8 protein-coding genes are annotated in these 19,699 nt (G+C 35.1%); 7 read left to right on the forward strand and 1 reads right to left on the reverse strand.

The annotated features are described in order from the left end of the window. Positions 1 to 484: 484 nt before the first annotated feature. The 7 genes from GBO31_RS12170 to GBO31_RS12200 all read left to right on the forward strand — a co-directional run bounded on the left by GBO31_RS12170 (position 485) and on the right by GBO31_RS12200 (position 16,270). Entirely contained in the window at positions 485 to 3,625 is a 3,141-nt protein-coding gene (locus tag GBO31_RS12170) for a SusC/RagA family TonB-linked outer membrane protein (protein ID WP_219008620.1), read from the forward strand. Between the two features lie 27 nt (positions 3,626 to 3,652). Then, positions 3,653 to 5,389, forward strand: a complete 1,737-nt coding sequence (locus tag GBO31_RS12175) for a RagB/SusD family nutrient uptake outer membrane protein (RefSeq protein WP_246615856.1) — start codon at positions 3,653 to 3,655, stop codon at positions 5,387 to 5,389. 12 nt (positions 5,390 to 5,401) lie between these two features. Further along, positions 5,402 to 6,949, forward strand: a complete 1,548-nt coding sequence (locus GBO31_RS12180) for a PKD domain-containing protein (protein WP_219008622.1) — start codon at positions 5,402 to 5,404, stop codon at positions 6,947 to 6,949. 533 nt (positions 6,950 to 7,482) lie between these two features. After that, positions 7,483 to 11,358: a carbohydrate-binding protein gene (locus tag GBO31_RS12185; protein ID WP_219008623.1), complete on the forward strand. Its 3,876-nt coding sequence runs from the start codon at positions 7,483 to 7,485 to the stop codon at positions 11,356 to 11,358. Positions 11,359 to 11,827: 469 nt separating this feature from the next. Then, positions 11,828 to 14,386 carry a carbohydrate-binding protein gene (locus tag GBO31_RS12190; protein ID WP_219008624.1) on the forward strand — a complete coding sequence of 853 codons (2,559 nt, stop codon included), beginning with the start codon at positions 11,828 to 11,830 and terminating at the stop codon, positions 14,384 to 14,386. 211 nt (positions 14,387 to 14,597) lie between these two features. Then, on the forward strand, positions 14,598 to 15,602 hold the full coding sequence (locus GBO31_RS12195) for a sugar kinase (protein ID WP_219008625.1): 1,005 nt from the start codon (positions 14,598 to 14,600) through the stop codon (positions 15,600 to 15,602). A gap of 2 nt (positions 15,603 to 15,604) precedes the next feature. Beyond that, a complete protein-coding gene (locus GBO31_RS12200; RefSeq protein ID WP_219008626.1) occupies positions 15,605 to 16,270 on the forward strand; it encodes a bifunctional 4-hydroxy-2-oxoglutarate aldolase/2-dehydro-3-deoxy-phosphogluconate aldolase in 666 nt (221 codons plus the stop codon). 125 nt (positions 16,271 to 16,395) lie between these two features. Here the strand turns inward: GBO31_RS12200 and GBO31_RS12205 are convergent, their stop codons facing one another. Next, positions 16,396 to 19,491: an FG-GAP-like repeat-containing protein gene (locus GBO31_RS12205; protein ID WP_219008627.1), complete on the reverse strand. Its 3,096-nt coding sequence runs from the start codon at positions 19,489 to 19,491 to the stop codon at positions 16,396 to 16,398. Between the last annotated feature and the right edge of the window lie 208 nt (positions 19,492 to 19,699).

Here is a 19,699-nt window from a genome sequence, read left to right on the forward strand (position 1 = left end):
AATAATATTGAGAAAATTAAATGCAAATTGATCAGTTTTCAACTCTACCAATGAAAATATTACCGCTTTTCTTTACTACTTTTAAGGAAAGTACTTTTCTCTTAAGAAAACGTTTCAAAAAGCAAGACTTTTTATAAACTATTTGTTATATAATTGTTGCTAAAACTTTAAGAGTTAAAAAACTTTGAAAATCAGGAATAATCTAAGTTCTGAATTGATTTTGTTTACTAAAAACAGGAATTAATAATAGCGAATATACATCTTTATCAAAATGAAAATAATAACTACTATTTTTATTTCAACTAAGTAAATATTTAACATTTTCTTTTATAAAAACTCATTCGTCTATTTTTTGTCTAGTTCCTTTTTTTTTAATAAAACCTTAAGATTAATATGTTTGTTTTGATCATTTCAATGAATTGAGTTCAAAAAAATGAGAAATCATTAATGAGTATTAAATTTTACTAAGTTTCTTTTATTATTTATGAAAAACAACAAAACAAGTATGACCAAAAAATATCATTGGTTACTGATCTGTATTTTGATGCTAAGTTTCGTCAGTACAAAAGCACAAGATAGAATGGATATCACTGGACAAATTACGGATGACACTGGTTTACCTCTTTTAGGTGTAAATGTTATTGTAGAAGGAACCAATAGAGGTGCCGTTTCAGATTTTGATGGAAATTATGTCGTTAAAGCTTCTAAAGGAGAAGTATTATTATTTTCCTCACTTGGTTTTACTAACCAATCTGTAACTATAGGTGATAATACAACAATTAATATTGTTTTAGCACAAGACAGTCAAGAACTAGAACAAGTGGTTGTGATTGGTTATGGAACGCAAAGAAAAATTGAAGTTACTGGAGCCGTAAATAACGTAAGCGCAGAAATTATTTCTAAAGCTCCTGTTTCTGATGTCGCAGAATCGTTACAAGGACAAATTGCCGGTGTTAATATTCAGGCTAGTAATGGTAGACCTGGAGAAGAAGCTAATATACAAATTAGAGGTGTTGGTTCTTTAAGTCCTGGTTCATTAGATCCACTCTTTGTAGTAGATGGAATACCATTTCAAGGGAATCCAAATATAGCTCCAGAACAGATAGAATCTATTGATATTCTAAAAGATGGTGCTTCTGCCGCAGTCTATGGGGTGAGAGCCGCTAATGGAGTTATTCTTATCACTACCAAAAAAGGTAAACAAGGACAATTAAAAGTTGATTATTCAACATACTTAGCTGTTCAGAATATTACCTCTGGTGTACCTTTAATGAATACGAATCAACAACTTTTTTCTGATCAGGCAGTAAATGATGCTGATGGAACCGTTAACAATACATTCTTTTTAAATCCAAATGCACTTGATTTTGATAGTGATTTTGTGGGAGATGTTCAAAATGATAACGCATTGATACAAAATCATAATCTAAATATATCAGGAGGTGTGGGAGATTTATCTTTAAACATTAATGGTTCCTATTTTGACCAAGAAGGTGTCCTAATTAATTCTGGTTTTAACAGATTAACTACAAGAATTACTGGACAGTATACTAAGGAGAGGTTAAAGATCTTTACCAGTATTGGTATCACAGATGAGCTTAGAGAGCAAGAACCTTTTGCTTTATTGGAATTAGCAGTTGCTCAAAAGCCTTTTCAACCTCCAATTGCAGATGTGCAACCTGTTAACGGAGTAGTTCAATTAGGAGTTGGAACTGGACAACCAGAATTATTAAGTTTTTTAACAAGACTTATCAATAATGAAGATGAAAGACGTATCAGAAGTTCCAACGTTGCTTTTAGTTTGGACTATGAAATTCTCCAAGGATTAACTTATAAAGTTAATTTAGGTAGAAATACATGGAATTTTAGAAGGAAATTTTTACAACCTCAGTATCTTCTTTTCAATAATCAAGGAAATTTTGTACCAGGTGCATCCCGTGAAGATGCTATTCTACAAGAGAGTTTTATTTTTAACCAAAGAAATACTATAGAGAACTCTCTTAACTACAATGTGGATTTTGGTAATCATAATTTGAAATTATTAGCATTAGCTTCTTATGAACAATTTGATTCTAAAACAGTAAACACAGGAGTAATTGGTTTAGCTAGTAACGATACTGATGTATTTGATCAGGGACAAGAACCTATTAACCCTAATGGATTCGATACCACCAATAAATTAAGTGGGTTATTAGGTAGAGTTCAATATAATTTTGATGACAGATACCTCCTATCTGCAAGCGTTAGAAGAGATGGATCTTCAAATTTTGCTGAAGACAACAGGTTCAAAACATTCTACGGTGTATCGGCTGGTTGGAACATTAGTGAAGAACCTTTCTTTAAAAATGCAAATCTTGATTTCATAAATAATTTTAAGTTAAGAGGAAGTATTGCTGAAGTAGGAAATCAAACAGTCGCTGGTAATAATCCAACACCATTTATACCTACTATAGAATCAGGAGTAAATTTTATTTTCGGAGAAGCAGAAAACTTAGCCTTTGGGCAGATAGGAAGACGTTTTGTCGATCCAGATATACAATGGGAAACCAAAATATCCAGAAATATTGGTTTAGATATATCAATGTTTAGCAATAAACTGAGCTTTACAGCAGATTACTATTTTAATGATCGTAAAGATCTTCTTTTAGAACAAATATTACCTCCTTCTTCAGGAACCAATGTCCCTAGAGACAATACGTTTAGAAGTATTGTTATTAATGCAGGTAACCTTACAAATCAAGGTCTTGAACTTTCTTTATCTTATAAAGATCAAACGGCTTATGGATTAAAATGGAATGTTGGTGCTACTTTCACTAGAAATGTCAACGAAATTACTGATCTTAATGGAAATGGAAGAGGTAGTTTCACAGGAGGAGTTCCACTTGCAACTATAGCAAATGCGGATAACACTACATTTTTGGTTGAAGGATTCGAAGCTGGTGCATTTTTCTTACTTCAAAATGAAGGTGTAATTCAAACTCCAGAAGAATTACAGGCCTATCAGCAAATAGTTCCAGATGCAAGACTTGGTGATATTGCTTATATAGACCAACCTACTGTAGATACTAATGGTGATGGAATTCCTGACACAGGAGATGGAACAATTAATGATGATGATAGAGTGTATTCAGGTTCTGGACAAGCCGAATTTGAAGCAGGTTTAAACTTAAATCTTGAGTATAAAGGTTTTGATTTTTTCCTTCAGAATTACTTTTCTTATGGTGCAGAAGTATATAACGGAGCACGTTTGGCCGCTTATGTTTATGGCAGACATGAAGAACAATTTAATCAATGGACCCCACAAAATCCAACTTCAAATATTCCAGCAAGAAGAGCAGGTTTAATAACAGATAGTACCCGACCTAGATCAGATTTTTTCCTTGAAGACGGATCATATTGGAGAATACGAAATATAACCATAGGATACACTATCCCTAATGAGGCATTACCAAATTTCTTTTCGAAATTCAGAATATATGGAACGGCACAAAATCCATTCACATTTACTGAATACACTGGTTTTGATCCTGAGATTGGTGGAGACGGAATCTTTACAAGAGGAGTAGATCAATTAACCTACCCAGTTTCCAGAAGAATTTTGTTTGGTGTTCAACTTGGTTTTTAAAAAATACTTATACAATTTATTATGAAAATGAAACATAAATTAAATACCTACATCACACTAATCTTTAGTATCCTTATGCTATCGGGTTGTGACTTGGATGTAGAAAATTCAAATGCTGTAACCGAAGAGACCTTTTGGAGAACCTCCAGCGATTTTAACGCTGCATTAAATACAGTATATGGCGCTCTTCAGTTTCAAGGTGTAAGTGGATCCGGTCTCGCATTTGAAATGCTTTTAGGAGATGAAGCTGGTACCGAAGACTTTTATAGACAAATAGAATTTGCCACATTAAGTTTTGGTGATGCAAGTGAGCAAGTTGTTGATAAATGGAACCAACTTTATATTGGAATCTTTAGAGCTAATCAGGTATTAGAGCAGCTCCCAATTAACATGGATGTTTTTGACGATCCTGAAGAAGCGGTAGCTATTGAAGCACAGGCTAGATTTCTTAGAGCATTTTACCATTTCCAAGTGGCACATACCTATGGTGGTGCTGTTATTAGAACCATTGTCCCTGTAGGAGATGAAATCAATGCTCCATTAAGTTCAATTGAAGAAGTAACCAATCAGGTAATTATTCCAGATCTTATTTTTGCCAAAGAAAACCTTCCTGAAACATGGCCGTCTGCAGAACTAGGAAGAATCACATGGGGTGCAGCTACTGCACTATTAGGAAAAACGTATTTATACTCAGAACAGTGGGAACAAGCAGCTAATGAGTTCAGAGAAGTAATAGATTCCAATCTTTACAGCTTAGCTCCTAATAACTTAGATAATTTTTCGCACTTAACGGAGTTCAATACGGAATCTATTCTAGAAACTCCATACTCTACTGAATTCAATCCTGGCGCTAATGGTAATATTGTAGATAATAATACTTTCGAAACAGGAGCAGAAGCAAGTGGAATTGCTAGATCTATGGGACAACTTCAATTTGGTGCCTTCAACGTTGTATTACCTACCTACTATCTTCATGAGCTTTTTGTAAGAGATGAAATTGATCCTAATAATCCCATTAATGATGGAAATACACAATCTAAAAGAATGGGCGCTAGTATCGTTCCGGTTAATGGGGATGGTTTGTATTACGGATTACCTATAAACGATAGGCCTGGTTGGGTATTTGGGCAAAGTTCATACACTAAAAAGTATTCTAATTGGTATCATTTGGAAAACGAGGATGGAAATGATAGATCAGAAATTAATTTCAGACATATTCGTTTAGCCGATGTGTATTTGATGTATGCAGAAGCTGTCCTAGAAGCAAGTAATGATTTCGACATGGCTATAGAATTTATAGATAGAGTAAGAAGAAGAGCTGGAGTGATTACATTAAGTCAGTATATAACTGATAACGGAGGATTTCCACAGTTTCATATTAGTGAAGAGGTTAATGGAGCTCAACCTTTTGTAGCACCTTCTGCTGAAACTGTAATGACACACTTAAGACGTGTAGAAAGACCATTAGAGTTATGCTTCGAAGGACACCGATGGAAAGATTTAGTAAGGTGGGGTATTGCAGGAGATGTGTTAAATGAACTACTACAAGATGAAACTTGGAGAATTCAAAATCAGACTGGAATTCTCGATGTTATTGTTGACCCTAATGTGCCTGGTAGTGGGGCTGGAGTTGCTCCTTTATTCATAAGAGAAAAAGTTAGACCCGATTTTGGTCAAGCAAGTCAAAACTACAACTCCGCAATACATGATTACTTTCCAATTCCAGCATTGGAATTACAAACAAATGATCAAATTGGTAATTAAAATTTTGCAAATATGAAGAAGTTATTAAAATTTATGACAATGTTAATAATGGGAGTTATCACCATTATTAGCTGTCAAAATGACGATGTTGATACGGATGTACCTAGTCAGAGAGTAATTTTCACCTCAGAACAAAGTCAAGGTAATCAAATTAGACTAAATACGGACCTTACATTTGGCGACGTCTCTACTGGAGTTGTTTCAAGAACATGGACATTTCCAGAAGGTGTTACAAATATTACAGAATCAAATAGCGATGTTGTAAAAGCAACTTTTACTCAAGTTGGTGAGCACAATGTAACTTTAAATCAAGTTTTTGAAGAAGAAGCTTTCGTTAACGGTGTGCTTAGAGGACGAGAATTAGACACTACTATTGTGGTAAGAGTAATTGAACCAATTGTAGTAAATCTAAGAGCAAATTATATTAATCCTGATGGTACATTAGGAGGCGCTTTAACAATGAGTGATGATGCTGAAAACGAAGTAATCGCAAGTAGAGCTGTTCGCTATACTTTTGATCTTGAAGGAGAACCTCAAAATATAGATTGGACATTAGATGGAGGAGATCCTGAAACAGCTACGGGAATCAATCAAGTAGATGTTACCTACAAACGCTTAGGAACTTATGGTATTAATGTAGAAGCAAATACGAACAGACCTTTTGGAGAGGCAATTGCTTCTTTTTCAAACTTAGTAACAGTAGTTCCATCAACAGACCCAGTAACATTAGACAGAGTTCAAGGGAAAAGAGACGGGACTCTGGCATTGGAATTTAGCCGAGAAATGGAGGAATCTACTATTGTAAGCGATCAATTCTCGTTAACTATAGATAACGACGGAACTTCTATTCCAGCTACCATACAAAGTATTAGACTTGACCCTTCCGAAAGGAATGTTCTATTAATTTCATTGAGCGGAGACCAAATCTATATTGATGATACAGTAACCGTTTCATACACTGCTGGATCTTTATTTACTACAGATGGTGTTCAGTCTGATAGTTTTATGGATATTCCTATGGATTCCTTTGAACAAGGAGAAAATATTTTAGAATCTACAACTGTAGATTTCAGTTTTGAAAATTCTACAAATGATGATAATTGGCCTTATCAATTCTGGGGTGGAATTTGGGAATTGTATGACTTCTCAATTGATTTTTCTAGAGCAAGAACAGGAACCAGAAGTGGCGTAGTGGATATGCAAGCAAATGGAGGAATGATTATTGGTCATACTTCTGGAACATTCCCACTGGAAGCTGGACAAGGATATGAAATTGGAATTTGGTCTTATGTAGAAAATGTTGGAAATACTCCTGCGGGATCTAACAACCCTGATCTTAGAATCTATTGGACTCCTGCAACTAATTTTGCTTTAGGACCAAATCCTGAAATAAGTGCTGATTTCCCTACAAATCAATGGGTCTATAGTTCAGTTTTAGTAACTGCAACCGAAACAGAGGATAAACAATTTCTGATCAGAGGATTTAATGAATTTAATAATATGCCGATCAGAATTTATATCGATGATTTATTTGTTAGCAAGGTTGACTTAAGACCATAATTATATTAGCCAATTTTAAACTGTTTGAAAATGGGGTTGTTTTTATTACTACTCTACTAAGCAACCTCTTTTTCAAACATTTATTACAACACATTTTAGAACCAACTAACTAAAATCTATCTTAGATTTTATGTAATTATTAACCAAACACGAACTCAACTCTTAAACTTAAAGACCAACACCTTACTTCATTATAAAAAATACTTTTACGAGCCTACTACTTTCCAGACCACCCAGTAGTATTACTTTTTTAATTGCCCAAAAAGCAATTTCTACAAGACAATTCTAATTTTTCTTTTTACATCGAAAACAGCTCACAGGTTAGCTCTTTCGATGCACTATTGACTGATTAAAAAATTTAACAAATAGAATACAATACCGTATTTCAATAGGTTAGTTCTTGATTCAATTTATCTCATTTTTTTAAAAGTATATACACTTTTATTAAGGGTACTATTGTCAAAATTCAAATCAAACTAAGATAAAACACCTTCGAACCACACATACATTTTATAAACTTAATCTTATTAATCATGAAAAAAATCAATTTCATTATTGTAATGGGGCTTTTTATGCTATTTCCCATAGCAAATAGGGCTCAAAACGTCGAGGTAGACGTAAATCTAAACATTAAACATTCAGTCGGAGGTATCTCCGATTTTGGTAGGGAAAGGCATATAACCAACCATGCCAGCATTTTTGAAGCCGACTATGAAGGCGAAATAAACAGAGTAGATGAACTATTAAATGAATTAGATGTTACTTTAGGACGAGATAATGGAACGTCCTCTTTTCTTTTTCAATTTACTCCTGTAGATGAAGAAAGACCAAACAAACATGATCGTGATAGTTTAAGTGTATTATTAGATTTCTGGCAAGAAGAATACCAAAGAAGATTGGAAGACCGTGGACTTACATCCTTCAAAGGAAACACCACATCTATCATGGGAACAAATCCTCATCCTACCTATCCAACACTATCTTATTTTGACAATGGAATATGTGGTTCTAATTGGGGTAGAGAGAATGGCCAAACATGGATCCCCCAAGACATTGAGACTTCTGCAGAATGGATGGTTCAGTTTATGGACGAATTTTTTGTAGATAATATCAGTCAAGATGGTATTGTAATGCCTGAATATTGGGAGGTTATTAATGAACCAGATTTTCCTCTAAATACAGGACAATTTATGATGTCTAGTTGGGAAGACATCTTTGAGTATCATAACCTAGTTGCTGTAGGTGTAAAAGAGAAATTAGGTAGTAGAGCACCTAAAATTGGCGGAATGACTTGGGGATTACATGATCTATTTAATGGCGATGGATTTTCTCGTTTTCAAAGTGTAGATTATGTAAATGGCTTTTATGGTAATACTCCAGCAGATGAACTTGCAAAGGCCTACGCAAGAAGTCAGGTAGATAAGCCTTCTTTTTTTATAGATAGAAATCAACCTTGGTTCCAATGGGATGTAATGTGGAAAGGATTTATCGATATTGCTGGTGCAAATATGGATTTTTATTCTGTTCACTTTTATGACTGGCCGACTTATGATGCTACTGGAGGTACTACTAGAAGTGGAGGTCATGTTGAGGCAACATTAGAAATGTTAGAATCTTATGATATCAATAAGTTTGGAACACGTAAACCTGTAATTATTTCAGAGTATGGGGCTGTACAAAATGCATGGGATGATAGACCTCATGATAGAAGATATGATTGGGAAAACCTAAAACCATTTTCTAACATGCTAATGCAGTTTTTAGAAAGACCTGATTATATAGAACTTTCTATGCCTTTTACATTAACTAAAGCTACTTTTAGAGATGTAGATAACAATGGAGATGGTATTCCCGAAATTGTATATCATTATAAAATGCTTAGAGACGATGATGGTGATGGTAACTGGGAATGGAGCGATATGATCAAATGGTATCGACTATGGGATGATGTTGATGGAACTAGGGTTGATACTATGTCTTCTGACCCTGATATACAGGTTGATTGTTATATCGATGGGAAAGATGTGTTTCTTATTCTGAACAACCTTGAAGATGAGGATACCAATATTAACCTTAACTTCTTTGAAGATTTTAATAATCAAGCAGAAAGTGTTCGTATAAAACAGTTATTCTTACAAGGAGTTAGAGATGTTACTTTATCAGACGATACAACTACAGATATTCCTTCAACAGTTACTCTTAGAGCAGACGCAACAATGGTCTTAAAATATACATTTGCAAATGAAGTGAATATTAATGAGTCCTCTACTGAAAAAAAATTCTATGGAGCTTCAGTTAGTAATGATCAAAGAGTAGAGATCCAAAGTGGAGATAATACATTTTTTGTAAATGGGGTTGAAGTACCTCAAAATCCTGACAATACAGAAGCAATGTTAAAGATTACAGCAAATCTTTTTGATGCAGCTGATGATGTTGAGAATGGATTTTTATCTATAAAGAAACTGGTTTTTAATGGAGTGGAAGTAGAAACCCCTATTGACTGGAGAGGTGGAAGACAAAATAGAAGTAGATGGTTTGGAGCTTTAGAAATTCCTGTTCCAGCTAACTTAGTCAGGCAAAATAATACTATTGTTATAGATTTCCAACATGTAGGAGAAGTCTGCGTTGTAAACTTACTTACATGGGAATTTACCAAAAAACCAGGAAGATCTGATGAAGGTCCCGGTAGTCCCGATCCAATTTCAGTAACTGGTGTCGCTGTTTCACCGGCTACTATATCCTTAGATCCAGGAGATACCACAACACTTACAGCAACTGTTGCTCCATCCAATGCTACCGATAAAACAGTAACTTGGTCTTCTAGCAATACTTCTGTTGCTTCTGTTTCCACTAGTGGTGTTGTCACAGCACTGACAATGGGATCGGCAATTATAACAGCTACCACCGTAGATGGTAATTTTACAGCTACTAGTACTATCACTGTTAATGATACTTCTATACCGCCTTCTGGAGATCAAATCATTATTGAAGCCGAAGACTTTATCGCAACTGGTGGTACCTTTAATGATGCATCCGCTGGTGGCCCTGGTCTTGGTGTTAATGCTACAGCTACTAATATCAATTATGTGAATAGTGGAGATTATGCAGAATACACCATTAACGTCGGAAATCCTGGTGCTTACAGAATCGCTTACGAAATCTCTACACCTTCTGATAATGCGCAAATCCAATTGCTTATTGATGGAACTGTAGTAGCTACAGATAATGTACCTAATAATGGACAATGGGATGATTACAACGCATTAGTATCATCCAGCACGATCTCTAATCTAACTGCTGGTGTACATACAGTACGTGTAGTAGCTTCCGGATCCAATCCTTGGCAATGGAACTTAGATAAAATTATACTGACTAGAATAACAGGAAATACACAAGTAGATGGAGGAACCATAACCGGTGGTCCTTTTGTATTTACAGTGGGTGACGGAATTGCAGATAATGTATCAGGAATTACTCTTTCAGGAAATTCAGGAACTAATTCGCAATGGGTGGTAACCGACGACCAAGAAAATATTTTAGGACTACCTCCAACTCCTGAAGCTGTAAACTTTGATGAAGCTGGAGATGGATCTTGTTTCATCTATCACTTAAGTTATGAAAACGGAATTACCGGATTAAACAGTGGAGCTAACCTATCTGGGCTTTCTGGAAACTTTGACCTTTCTAACAGCATAGAAGTTATCAGAAATTCAGCAACGCCTCCTGATGCTTCACTAATCATAGAAGCTGAAGATTTTATAACAACTGGTGGTACTTTTGATGATGCTTTTGCCGGAGGACCTGGTTTAGGAGTCAATAGAACACCTACCAATATCAACTACGTCAATAATGGTGACTGGGCTGAATATACTATTAATGTTACTACTGCTGCTACTTATAATATCGAATACTTGATCTCTACGCCTTCCAGTGGAGCACAAATTCAACTGTTAGTAGATGGAACTCTTGCAGCTACTTCTAATGTACCTTCTAATGGAGCTTGGGATAACTTTACATCCCTCGTAGATGGAACTGTAACTTTATCCTCAGGAACTCATACTATCAGAATACAAGCTTCAAGCAATACAACATGGCAATGGAATCTGGATAAAATTGTATTATCCACAGGAGCTGTTAATCGTATTAATCCTGATACTACAACCAAACCTATAGAACCAGAGGTATACCTTTTCCCTAACCCAACTACAGGTAAAGTATTCATCCAAGGATTATCTCAAGAAAAACAACATAACATCAGAATTTATGATATCAAAGGAGCTACTTATGTAAATCAAAAATTAAACGAAAATCATATCATAGATATACAAAGTTTACCACAAGGAATTTATTTCCTAACAATAGTAAATCCTAAAGATGGGAATAGAACTCTAAAACTTATCAAAAAGTAAAATGTAGACTATCGGTTAAAGTTTAGATACCTTAACCGATAGTTTTTACTAACTCTTTTGTAATCATAAATTAGCTATATAACCATGATGAATTTATATCTAGTTTATTTGACCTTTAACAGCACCTTGTTCAGTTTTTGTCTATCTCTTTTATTGGTGATTTATAAGGTTTTCCTTTAAAATTGTAAAAGTATTTTATAGATATAGTGCTATCCGTAAACAGCATATTATAGCCTTAAACAACCATAAAATATTTTTTGCAAGTCAGTGATTTTTTTACTTATAGTTTCCCACCCACTTTTAGGTATACAAAAAATCTTAAAATACGGATGTAGAATTGAAATTTGGATGAATTTCGAGTAGGTTGTCTTACCAAACAACTAAATATTCTGGAATTTTTTCCGAAAAACTTCTACAAACCTAAATATCATCTTAAAACCCAATTAACTAAAAGTAAATTTTCTTAATCATGAATTTTCTAACACACATTACAAATACCTCATTTGTAAAAAATCAAACTCAACTATTATTTTTTTTCTTTTTATGTGCTATTTCATCAATGGCACAAGATTGGAATGGAATTCCAGTTCCTGCTAATGCCGGACAAGGAAATGTATGGGAGCTACAACAAGCTCCATCTGATGATTTTAATTACACATTTAATGAAACGAATCAATTTTCAAACTTTGGAAACAATAAATGGTATAATTTTTACCATAACGCCTGGGATGGTCCAGGTACCACATATTGGCAATATAACCACGTTTCGGTAGACGGAAGTGATTTAGTTCTTAGAGCTTCCAGAAATCCAAGCACTGCTAAACTTGGAGTTCCTGGAGTGAACTCTGGATGTATTACTGGTAACACAAGAGTTAAATTTCCAGTTTTTGTTGAAGCTAGTGTGAGCGTTGCAGATATTGTACTAGCATCTGATGTATGGCTTTTAAGTCCTGATGATACCCAAGAAATTGACATCATAGAATGCTACGGTGGAGATGAGCAAGGAAACGAATTCTTCTCTGAATTTATTCATTTAAGTCATCACTCCTTTATACGGAATCCATTTACAGATTATCAGCCTAGAGACTTTAATAGCTGGTGGAGTCAATCAGATGTCTCTGTTTGGGGAGAGCACCACTGGAATAATGGAAACAGAAGATATGTTCGTATTGGTGTTAACTGGATTAGTCCATTTCATTTTGAGTATTATATAGATGGTCAGTTGGTAAGGGTACTATATGATAAAGCAGTTGCCACTAATAGAAATGGTACTTGGACATATGCATACCCAACTATGACAAACGGCCAACTAGATTTTGATGCTACAGGTTTTCAGCAAATGACAGAATTTGCAACAGGAAATTCTTATTCCTTTCAAACATTACAACAAGCTAGCAATACTTCTTCTGTGAGTATTATAGACCCTTTTAACTTTCAAGGAGGTAATGGATTTACCAAGGAAATGGATATTATAATCAATGTAGAATCACAAGATTGGCATGTTGTTGCAGGTCGTACTCCAACAGATGCAGATCTAAGCGATCCTGCTAAAAACAAAATGAAAGTCGATTGGATACGTGTGTACAAACCAGTTGAAGGAGGCACTAATATTCCTGTAACTGGAGTAAATGTAACACCTGCAAATCTTACTCTTGTATCTGGAACCACAGGAAATTTAACAGGAGCGGTAACCCCTGTAAATGCAACTATAAAAACGATGACATTTACCTCTAGTAATACAGCAGTAGCAACGGTAACACAAAGTGGTGTTGTTACAGCAGTTTCTGCTGGTACGGCAACCATAACTGTAAATACAACAGATGGTAATTTTACAGATACGGCAACCATAACTGTAACAGGAGGTTCTACTGGAGATGGACAGACTCCATTTGGTGGTAGTCCTCATCCTATTCCAGGAACTATCAACTCTGTTGATTTTGACAATGGAGGTCAAGGAATCGCATATAACGATACGGGATCTGGCAATAACGGAACCGGACCAAGACAGAATACTGATGTAGATACCGAATTTAGAACTCCTGCTGGTAATATTGGGTGGATTGCTAACGGAGAATGGGTAGAATATACAGTTAATGTAGCCACAGCAGGAACATACACTATTGATGCTCAGGTAGCTTCTATAAATAACAACGGAGCTTTTCACATAGAATTTAATGGTAATGATATAACCGGACTACAATCTGTAAGTTCAACTGGTAATTGGGGTTCTTTTGTAAACAAAACAATTCCAAACGTATCTCTTCCTGCTGGTCAACAAATAATGAGAGTGTTTATGGATCGTGGTAGTTTTAACTTAGGATCTATTAATTTTACAGCTACTGGTGGCGGTAATAGTAATTTAATTATAGAAGCTGAAGATTTTACCAATACGGGCGGAACTTTTGATGATTCTTTTGTCGGAGGTTCAGGGTTCGGCGTAAACAGAAGAGCGACTACCATCAATTATGTCAATAATGGTGATTGGGCAGAGTATGCAGTTACCATTCCTACTGGAGGATTCTACAATATTGAATATCTTATTTCCACGCCTTCTAATGGAGCACAAATTCAGTTTTTATCAGACAATGTACTGGCATCAACAACCAATGTTTCAAACAATGGATCTTGGGAAAATTACGAATCTTTAAACGGTGGAGTGGTAAATCTTACAGCAGGACAACATACTATAAGAATAGTGGCCTCAAGTAACACTCAATGGCAATGGAATTTAGACAAAATTATACTTACAAGAGATGTTAATAGAAGTAACCAAGAAGAATTAACCAAAGAATTAGATAGACTTCAAATGTATCCTAACCCATCATCGGGAGAAGTATTTTTAGATGGTTTAGATGCTGAATTAGAATATCACATTCGTATATATGATATCAAAGGGACAACACATATGAATACACCTTTGAATCAAAATCATATCATTAATATTGAGAATTTATCCAAAGGAATCTATTTCTTATCTATAAAGCATCCTAAAAAAGAGACTAAAACACTAAGATTAATTAGAAACTAATTAATTTCTAATACTCTCAAAATTTGCCTCAATCCCGTTTCGATGATAAAGTTGTAAAACAATATCGAAACGGGTTTTTATTTTAAAATAAACGTATTTTTTACGTTTAAAAAATGTAATTTTGAAATCATTAAAAGTAAGTCAACATTTTGTTCTTAAATACCACATTATCTTATGATAAAATTACTTTGAGAACAACAAAACCCTGCAGATGAAAAAAGTTGTAACCTTTGGTGAGATCATTATGAGGATTTCACCTCTTGGCAATAAAAAGCTCATCCAATCGAATCAATTAGAATATTATTTTGGTGGAACCGAAGTGAACGTAGCGATATCCCTTTCACAATTGGGAAATGAAGTGAACCATGTTTCTGCAGTCTCTAATGATTTTCTTGGAAAAGCAGCTACAAGTTACTTAAATACTTACGGAGTACATACAGATTTTGTGCAGACTTCTAACAATCCTTTAGGTTTGTATTTTTTGGAAGTAGGTGCCGTAATGCGGCCAAGCACCATTGCCTATCATAGATCACATTCTGCATTTTCTAAGATCAATTCTTCTGATCTCGACTGGGAGCAAATTTTAGAGGACTGTAATTGGTTTCATTGGACAGGAATCACACCAGCATTATCGGAAGAAGCTTATAAAGGATTAAAAAATGCGCTTTCAGTTGCTAAGAAAAAAAATATTCCTGTATCGGCTGATCCCGCCTATCGAAAAAACCTTTGGAATTATGGGATTGATGCCAAAGAAGCGTTGTCTGAATTATCAGAACTATCTACTATTTTTATTGGTGGCCCCAATGAAATTAACGAATTATTCGGGACAGAATTTGGAAATGATACGGATTGCTTTATCAAAAGTTGTAAGTACTTACAGGAAAGCTTTCCCGACATAGAAAAGGTTTTTGACAAAACCAGAGTCTCCTTAAATGCGAACTGGCATAAGATTAAATCCAGAATGTGGGATGGAACAAATTTTAATGAAACTGAAGAATTAGAAATTACTCATATAGTCGATCGAATAGGAACAGGAGACGCTTTTGCATCCGGATTGATCCATGGGCTGTTACATTACAACGATCAAAAAGCATTACAATTTGCCAATGCATCCTGCGCGTTAAAACATACTATTGAAGGAGATGCTAATTTGGTGAACGAAGAAGAAATACTATCCGTTATTGAAGGAAATCTAACCGGAAGAATAAAGAGATAAACATGGCAAAATATACAAGAATAGAAGTAGTACAAACAATGGGACACACTAAAATTGTTCCCCTATTTTATCATGAAGATATTACCATAGCCAAAAATGTATTAAAGGCTTGTTATGATGGTGGAGCCAGAGTTTTTGAATTTACGAATCGTGGAGATCATGCCCAAGAAATTTTTTCCGAATTAGTAAAATGGGTACATCAAGAATTACCGGGTATGATTCTGGGTATAGGCTCTGTGGTAGACGCTGGCACGGCTTCTATTTTTATTCAAAATGGCGCTAATTTTATTGTTTCTCCCGTCCTAAATCCAGATATGGCTAAAGTATGTAACCGAAGAAAAGTTGCATGGTTACCAGGATGTGGAACATTAAGCGAAATTAATTACGCAGAAGAATTAGGTGCTGAGATTGTCAAAATATTTCCAGCTGCTCAAATTGGAGGACCCGATTTTATCAAAGCCATTAAAGCTCCTTGTCCTTGGACACATATTATGCCAAGTGGCGGTGTAACACCCGAAGAAGATAATCTCAAAAAATGGTTCAATTCAGGGGCATACTGTGTGGGATTAGGTTCTAAATTGATATTTAAAAACGACGCTGGTGATTTTGACTATAAAGCGATCACAGCTACTACAAAAAAATCGATAACAATAGCTTCTTCATTTTAAGATCCATTTTTCTATAATTCCATAACTGTAAATCAGTGAAACATACCCTAAATTATAAAAACTAATTCAGGGCATGTTTAACAAAACTAGGTATCATAAAATCCACATTGACTTATCAAAAAGTATTATTTCTTTACAAACTGTACTCCCTCTGACCCATCATCGATTTTGACAAAATACGTTCCTTTGCTCAGGTCTTTGATAAAGATTGTATGATTCTCATTCTCAATAAAAGTCTTTTTAACTAACTTACCTGTAAAATCAAAAATCAATACTTTATGTTTTCCAGATTTCACTCCTGAAAGTTGAATTTCTCCATAAGAAGGATTGGGTAAAATACTGAATGGTTGTTTATGTCGTATAGTATTAGTTTGCGATTTTGCTCCATTGATTACCCCTACATTATCCTGAATACAGGTGACAATATTTTCTTGCCACTCTGTTCCAACAGGTCTTATAGCTCCACGTAAAGAGTAAGTTGTTCCAGAAACAGGAGCATTTTGCAGAGTAATTGTCACATTTACGATACCCGATCCTGCGGGTACGGTTGCTTTTCCTACTCCAAGCCAATTAGTATCCCACAACGCGACGATTACATCTCGACTGGTATTTGCAGCGTAGTAAATTGGAACGGTAATATTTGTATTTGAGCTGATTTTAGAAGGTAACACAGAACAATCCACAAGTTCAGTTCCGTTTGCGACAGAAATATTTTCATTTGTACATAATGTTATGCTTTGCTGCCAAGGAGCATCAACAGGTCTAATAGAGGTTCTAAATTCATAAGTTGTACCCGTGACTGGAGTACTTGAAAAATTCATTACTACGTTAGCAACTCCAGAACCTTTGTTAACCGTAGTTTTACCAGTACCTGCCCAAATATTATTAACATAAGCCAAAACCACAATATCTCGGGTTTGATTTGCCGTGTAACGTACTGGAATTACAATAGACTGTTTTAAGGGAATAGTACTTGGTATCAAATCGCAAGTTGCCTTTTCTTCGTTGGCGACATTACCATCTGTGCTCAAAATTTGGTTTGCTAATTCATTGGTAAACACTTTAGTTTCACCATTACGCCACCTTACTTCTACCTCTTGAATTTGAGTTTCACTACCCAAACCAAAATGAACCATATTCAGTAAACTTTGAGAATGCGCGGAACCCGAAGAACCAACACGCTTGAACAATGTTTTCGTGTTTGTTCTTACCTTTATTTCCGCAGAAATTGGATCTACATTCGAATTAGGAGAATATCCCACGTCTACTATCAGATAATTATTAGTATCAGTTCTTTGATTCGAATACAAATGCCAGGTTCCTCGTTCATCACTTCCATCCAAAATATCTACATCTCCATCAAGATCGTAATCAAAAGCCTGACTTTGATCTCCATGACTGCTTTCGCCCGCATCATCAGCTCCATGAGAAGTAGTTACCTCAAACTTTCCATTCCCATTATTTAGTAACATATAATCGGATACCCTTTCGTTCAATAACGGATATCGATTCACAAAGAGATCTGCAAATCCATCATTATTAAAATCACCTGTAGTCACACCCCAACTATTTCCACCTAAAGGAACATTCCAGTCATTAGCTACATTTACAAACTTGTTTCCTTCATTTTTTAGCAAAATATCATATACATTTTTATTGTTTGGAGTGAAACCTGGTGTAGCCGAGCTAATCCTTTCTAGAGTCCAGGATATAGACCAGTATAACACGCCAGTCCTTACAGATTCTAATTTCCAATTACCATTACCTGTATGACCTATATATATTCCATTTTGATTTCTTGTTGCGGGCCAACCTTGTGCCTGATTTCGTTTAATAATACGTTCTCCTGTGATCTGAGTTAGATCAACTCGTGTTTTTGCACTACCCAAAAATATAGGGTAATCACCATCATAGGTACTTCTAAAAACGGCTTCAAAATTTTTCAAGGTAAAATCTCCTGCTGCTGTAAAATCAATAAGAGACCTTCCTTCATCTCCTCGATCCTTAACATGCATAATCTGAGTGACCGGATTATAATCAATCGCCTTGTCCGCAACTTGGGTATAAGTTTTTCCTCTGGAAATATAGATATCCAAATCTCCATCATTATCCATATCAAAATCTGCCATTGCAAGCATACTAGGAAGTCCTTGAACTCCAGATGGTATCCACTGACTAGTTACATTTGTAAATGTAAAATCCCCATTTCCTTTCCATACAGATATTGGAAAGAAAACAATAAAATCATCTATATGGTCTCCATCGATATCAGTTAGTAAAAATCGATCTCCGGCAGCATTTTCAAAATTTGGAACTCGAATAGTTTCAAAACGACCATTTCCATTGTTCCTATAGATCACATGTTTTCCTCCATTAGGATTATTCCATTGGGCGTTGAGTAAAACCAAATCTAGATCATTATCAGAATCAAAATCTCCCCAGACTGCTGATCTTCCTCTTGCACCTTCAGTAATTCCAACCTGATCATTTCCTAAAGTGAGTGTCCCATTATTATTAACATAAAAATCTGGAGTATTTGGGCTTGTTCCATTTCCTCCTCCTCGGGTTGCTACCAAATCCAAATCTCCATCATTGTCAAAATCGGCCGCAGAAGATCCATGTAAATCCTGTAATCGCCATCGTGCTATACTAAAAGAACGATCAAAGACCCCATTACCATTATTCCAGATTACTTTACTAGGATTATTTGGGTCATTGTGATTATTCAAAACCATATCATAGTGTCCATCATTATCTAGATCAGCAATTGTAGGACCTGCATATTTTAATGCCGGACCTGTTGTAATTCCAGCAGCTTGGGTAACATCTGTAAATAATGGATATTGGATAGAGGCATCTTGAAAATTCAATTGGTTAATGGTAATGTTCCCCGATCGAGTTGCGATAGTAAGTGTTACCTGACCGGTTTGAGGAAATCGTACGATAGCATTTAATGAATGAGTTCCACTAGAAATGATATCTATATTATCCAAAATAACCTTACCATTCGCCAGAATGCTTAGGTTTGCATAATTAAAAGTAGTAGATACATTAATGGTTGCTTTTTTTACCAATGAACCGGAAACCGTATAACTTAAATTTAATGGTGATAACTGATTCACAAAGGTGGGATTATTAATTTGAGATAAAACACCATTGCTAATGATTAGAAATAGTAAAACAAAAAATTTAAGTCGCATTTGCTTAGTGCTGTTTTTCATGAAATATGAGTTAAGTTGGGTTAGTTTAATTTTTAAAAAACGCTACCGAACTTAATCATAAATCTTATCTCAATTGTATTTATTCACTAAACAAAAACTTTACAATAGCTAGATTAAAACTTGATTTTTATTCAATTTTATTCATATTCAGGCATAGATTATGGTCGTACTTTAGAAGAAATATGGCAAAACCTTAGCTATTTATTTT

Source organism: Aquimarina litoralis, assembly GCF_019295435.1.
Classification (GTDB): domain Bacteria; phylum Bacteroidota; class Bacteroidia; order Flavobacteriales; family Flavobacteriaceae; genus Aquimarina; species Aquimarina litoralis_A.

Excerpts from the sequence above, each read along its gene's own strand:
- GBO31_RS12170 (WP_219008620.1), top strand. The coding sequence starts at position 485 with ATGAAAAACAACAAAACAAGTATGACCAAAAAATATCATTGGTTACTG.
- GBO31_RS12175 (WP_246615856.1), top strand. The coding sequence starts at position 3,653 with ATGAAACATAAATTAAATACCTACATCACACTAATCTTTAGTATCCTT.
- GBO31_RS12180 (WP_219008622.1), top strand. The coding sequence starts at position 5,402 with ATGAAGAAGTTATTAAAATTTATGACAATGTTAATAATGGGAGTTATC.
- GBO31_RS12185 (WP_219008623.1), top strand. The coding sequence starts at position 7,483 with ATGAAAAAAATCAATTTCATTATTGTAATGGGGCTTTTTATGCTATTT.
- GBO31_RS12190 (WP_219008624.1), top strand. The coding sequence starts at position 11,828 with ATGAATTTTCTAACACACATTACAAATACCTCATTTGTAAAAAATCAA.
- GBO31_RS12195 (WP_219008625.1), top strand. The coding sequence starts at position 14,598 with ATGAAAAAAGTTGTAACCTTTGGTGAGATCATTATGAGGATTTCACCT.
- GBO31_RS12200 (WP_219008626.1), top strand. The coding sequence starts at position 15,605 with ATGGCAAAATATACAAGAATAGAAGTAGTACAAACAATGGGACACACT.
- GBO31_RS12205 (WP_219008627.1), bottom strand. The coding sequence starts at position 19,491 with ATGAAAAACAGCACTAAGCAAATGCGACTTAAATTTTTTGTTTTACTA.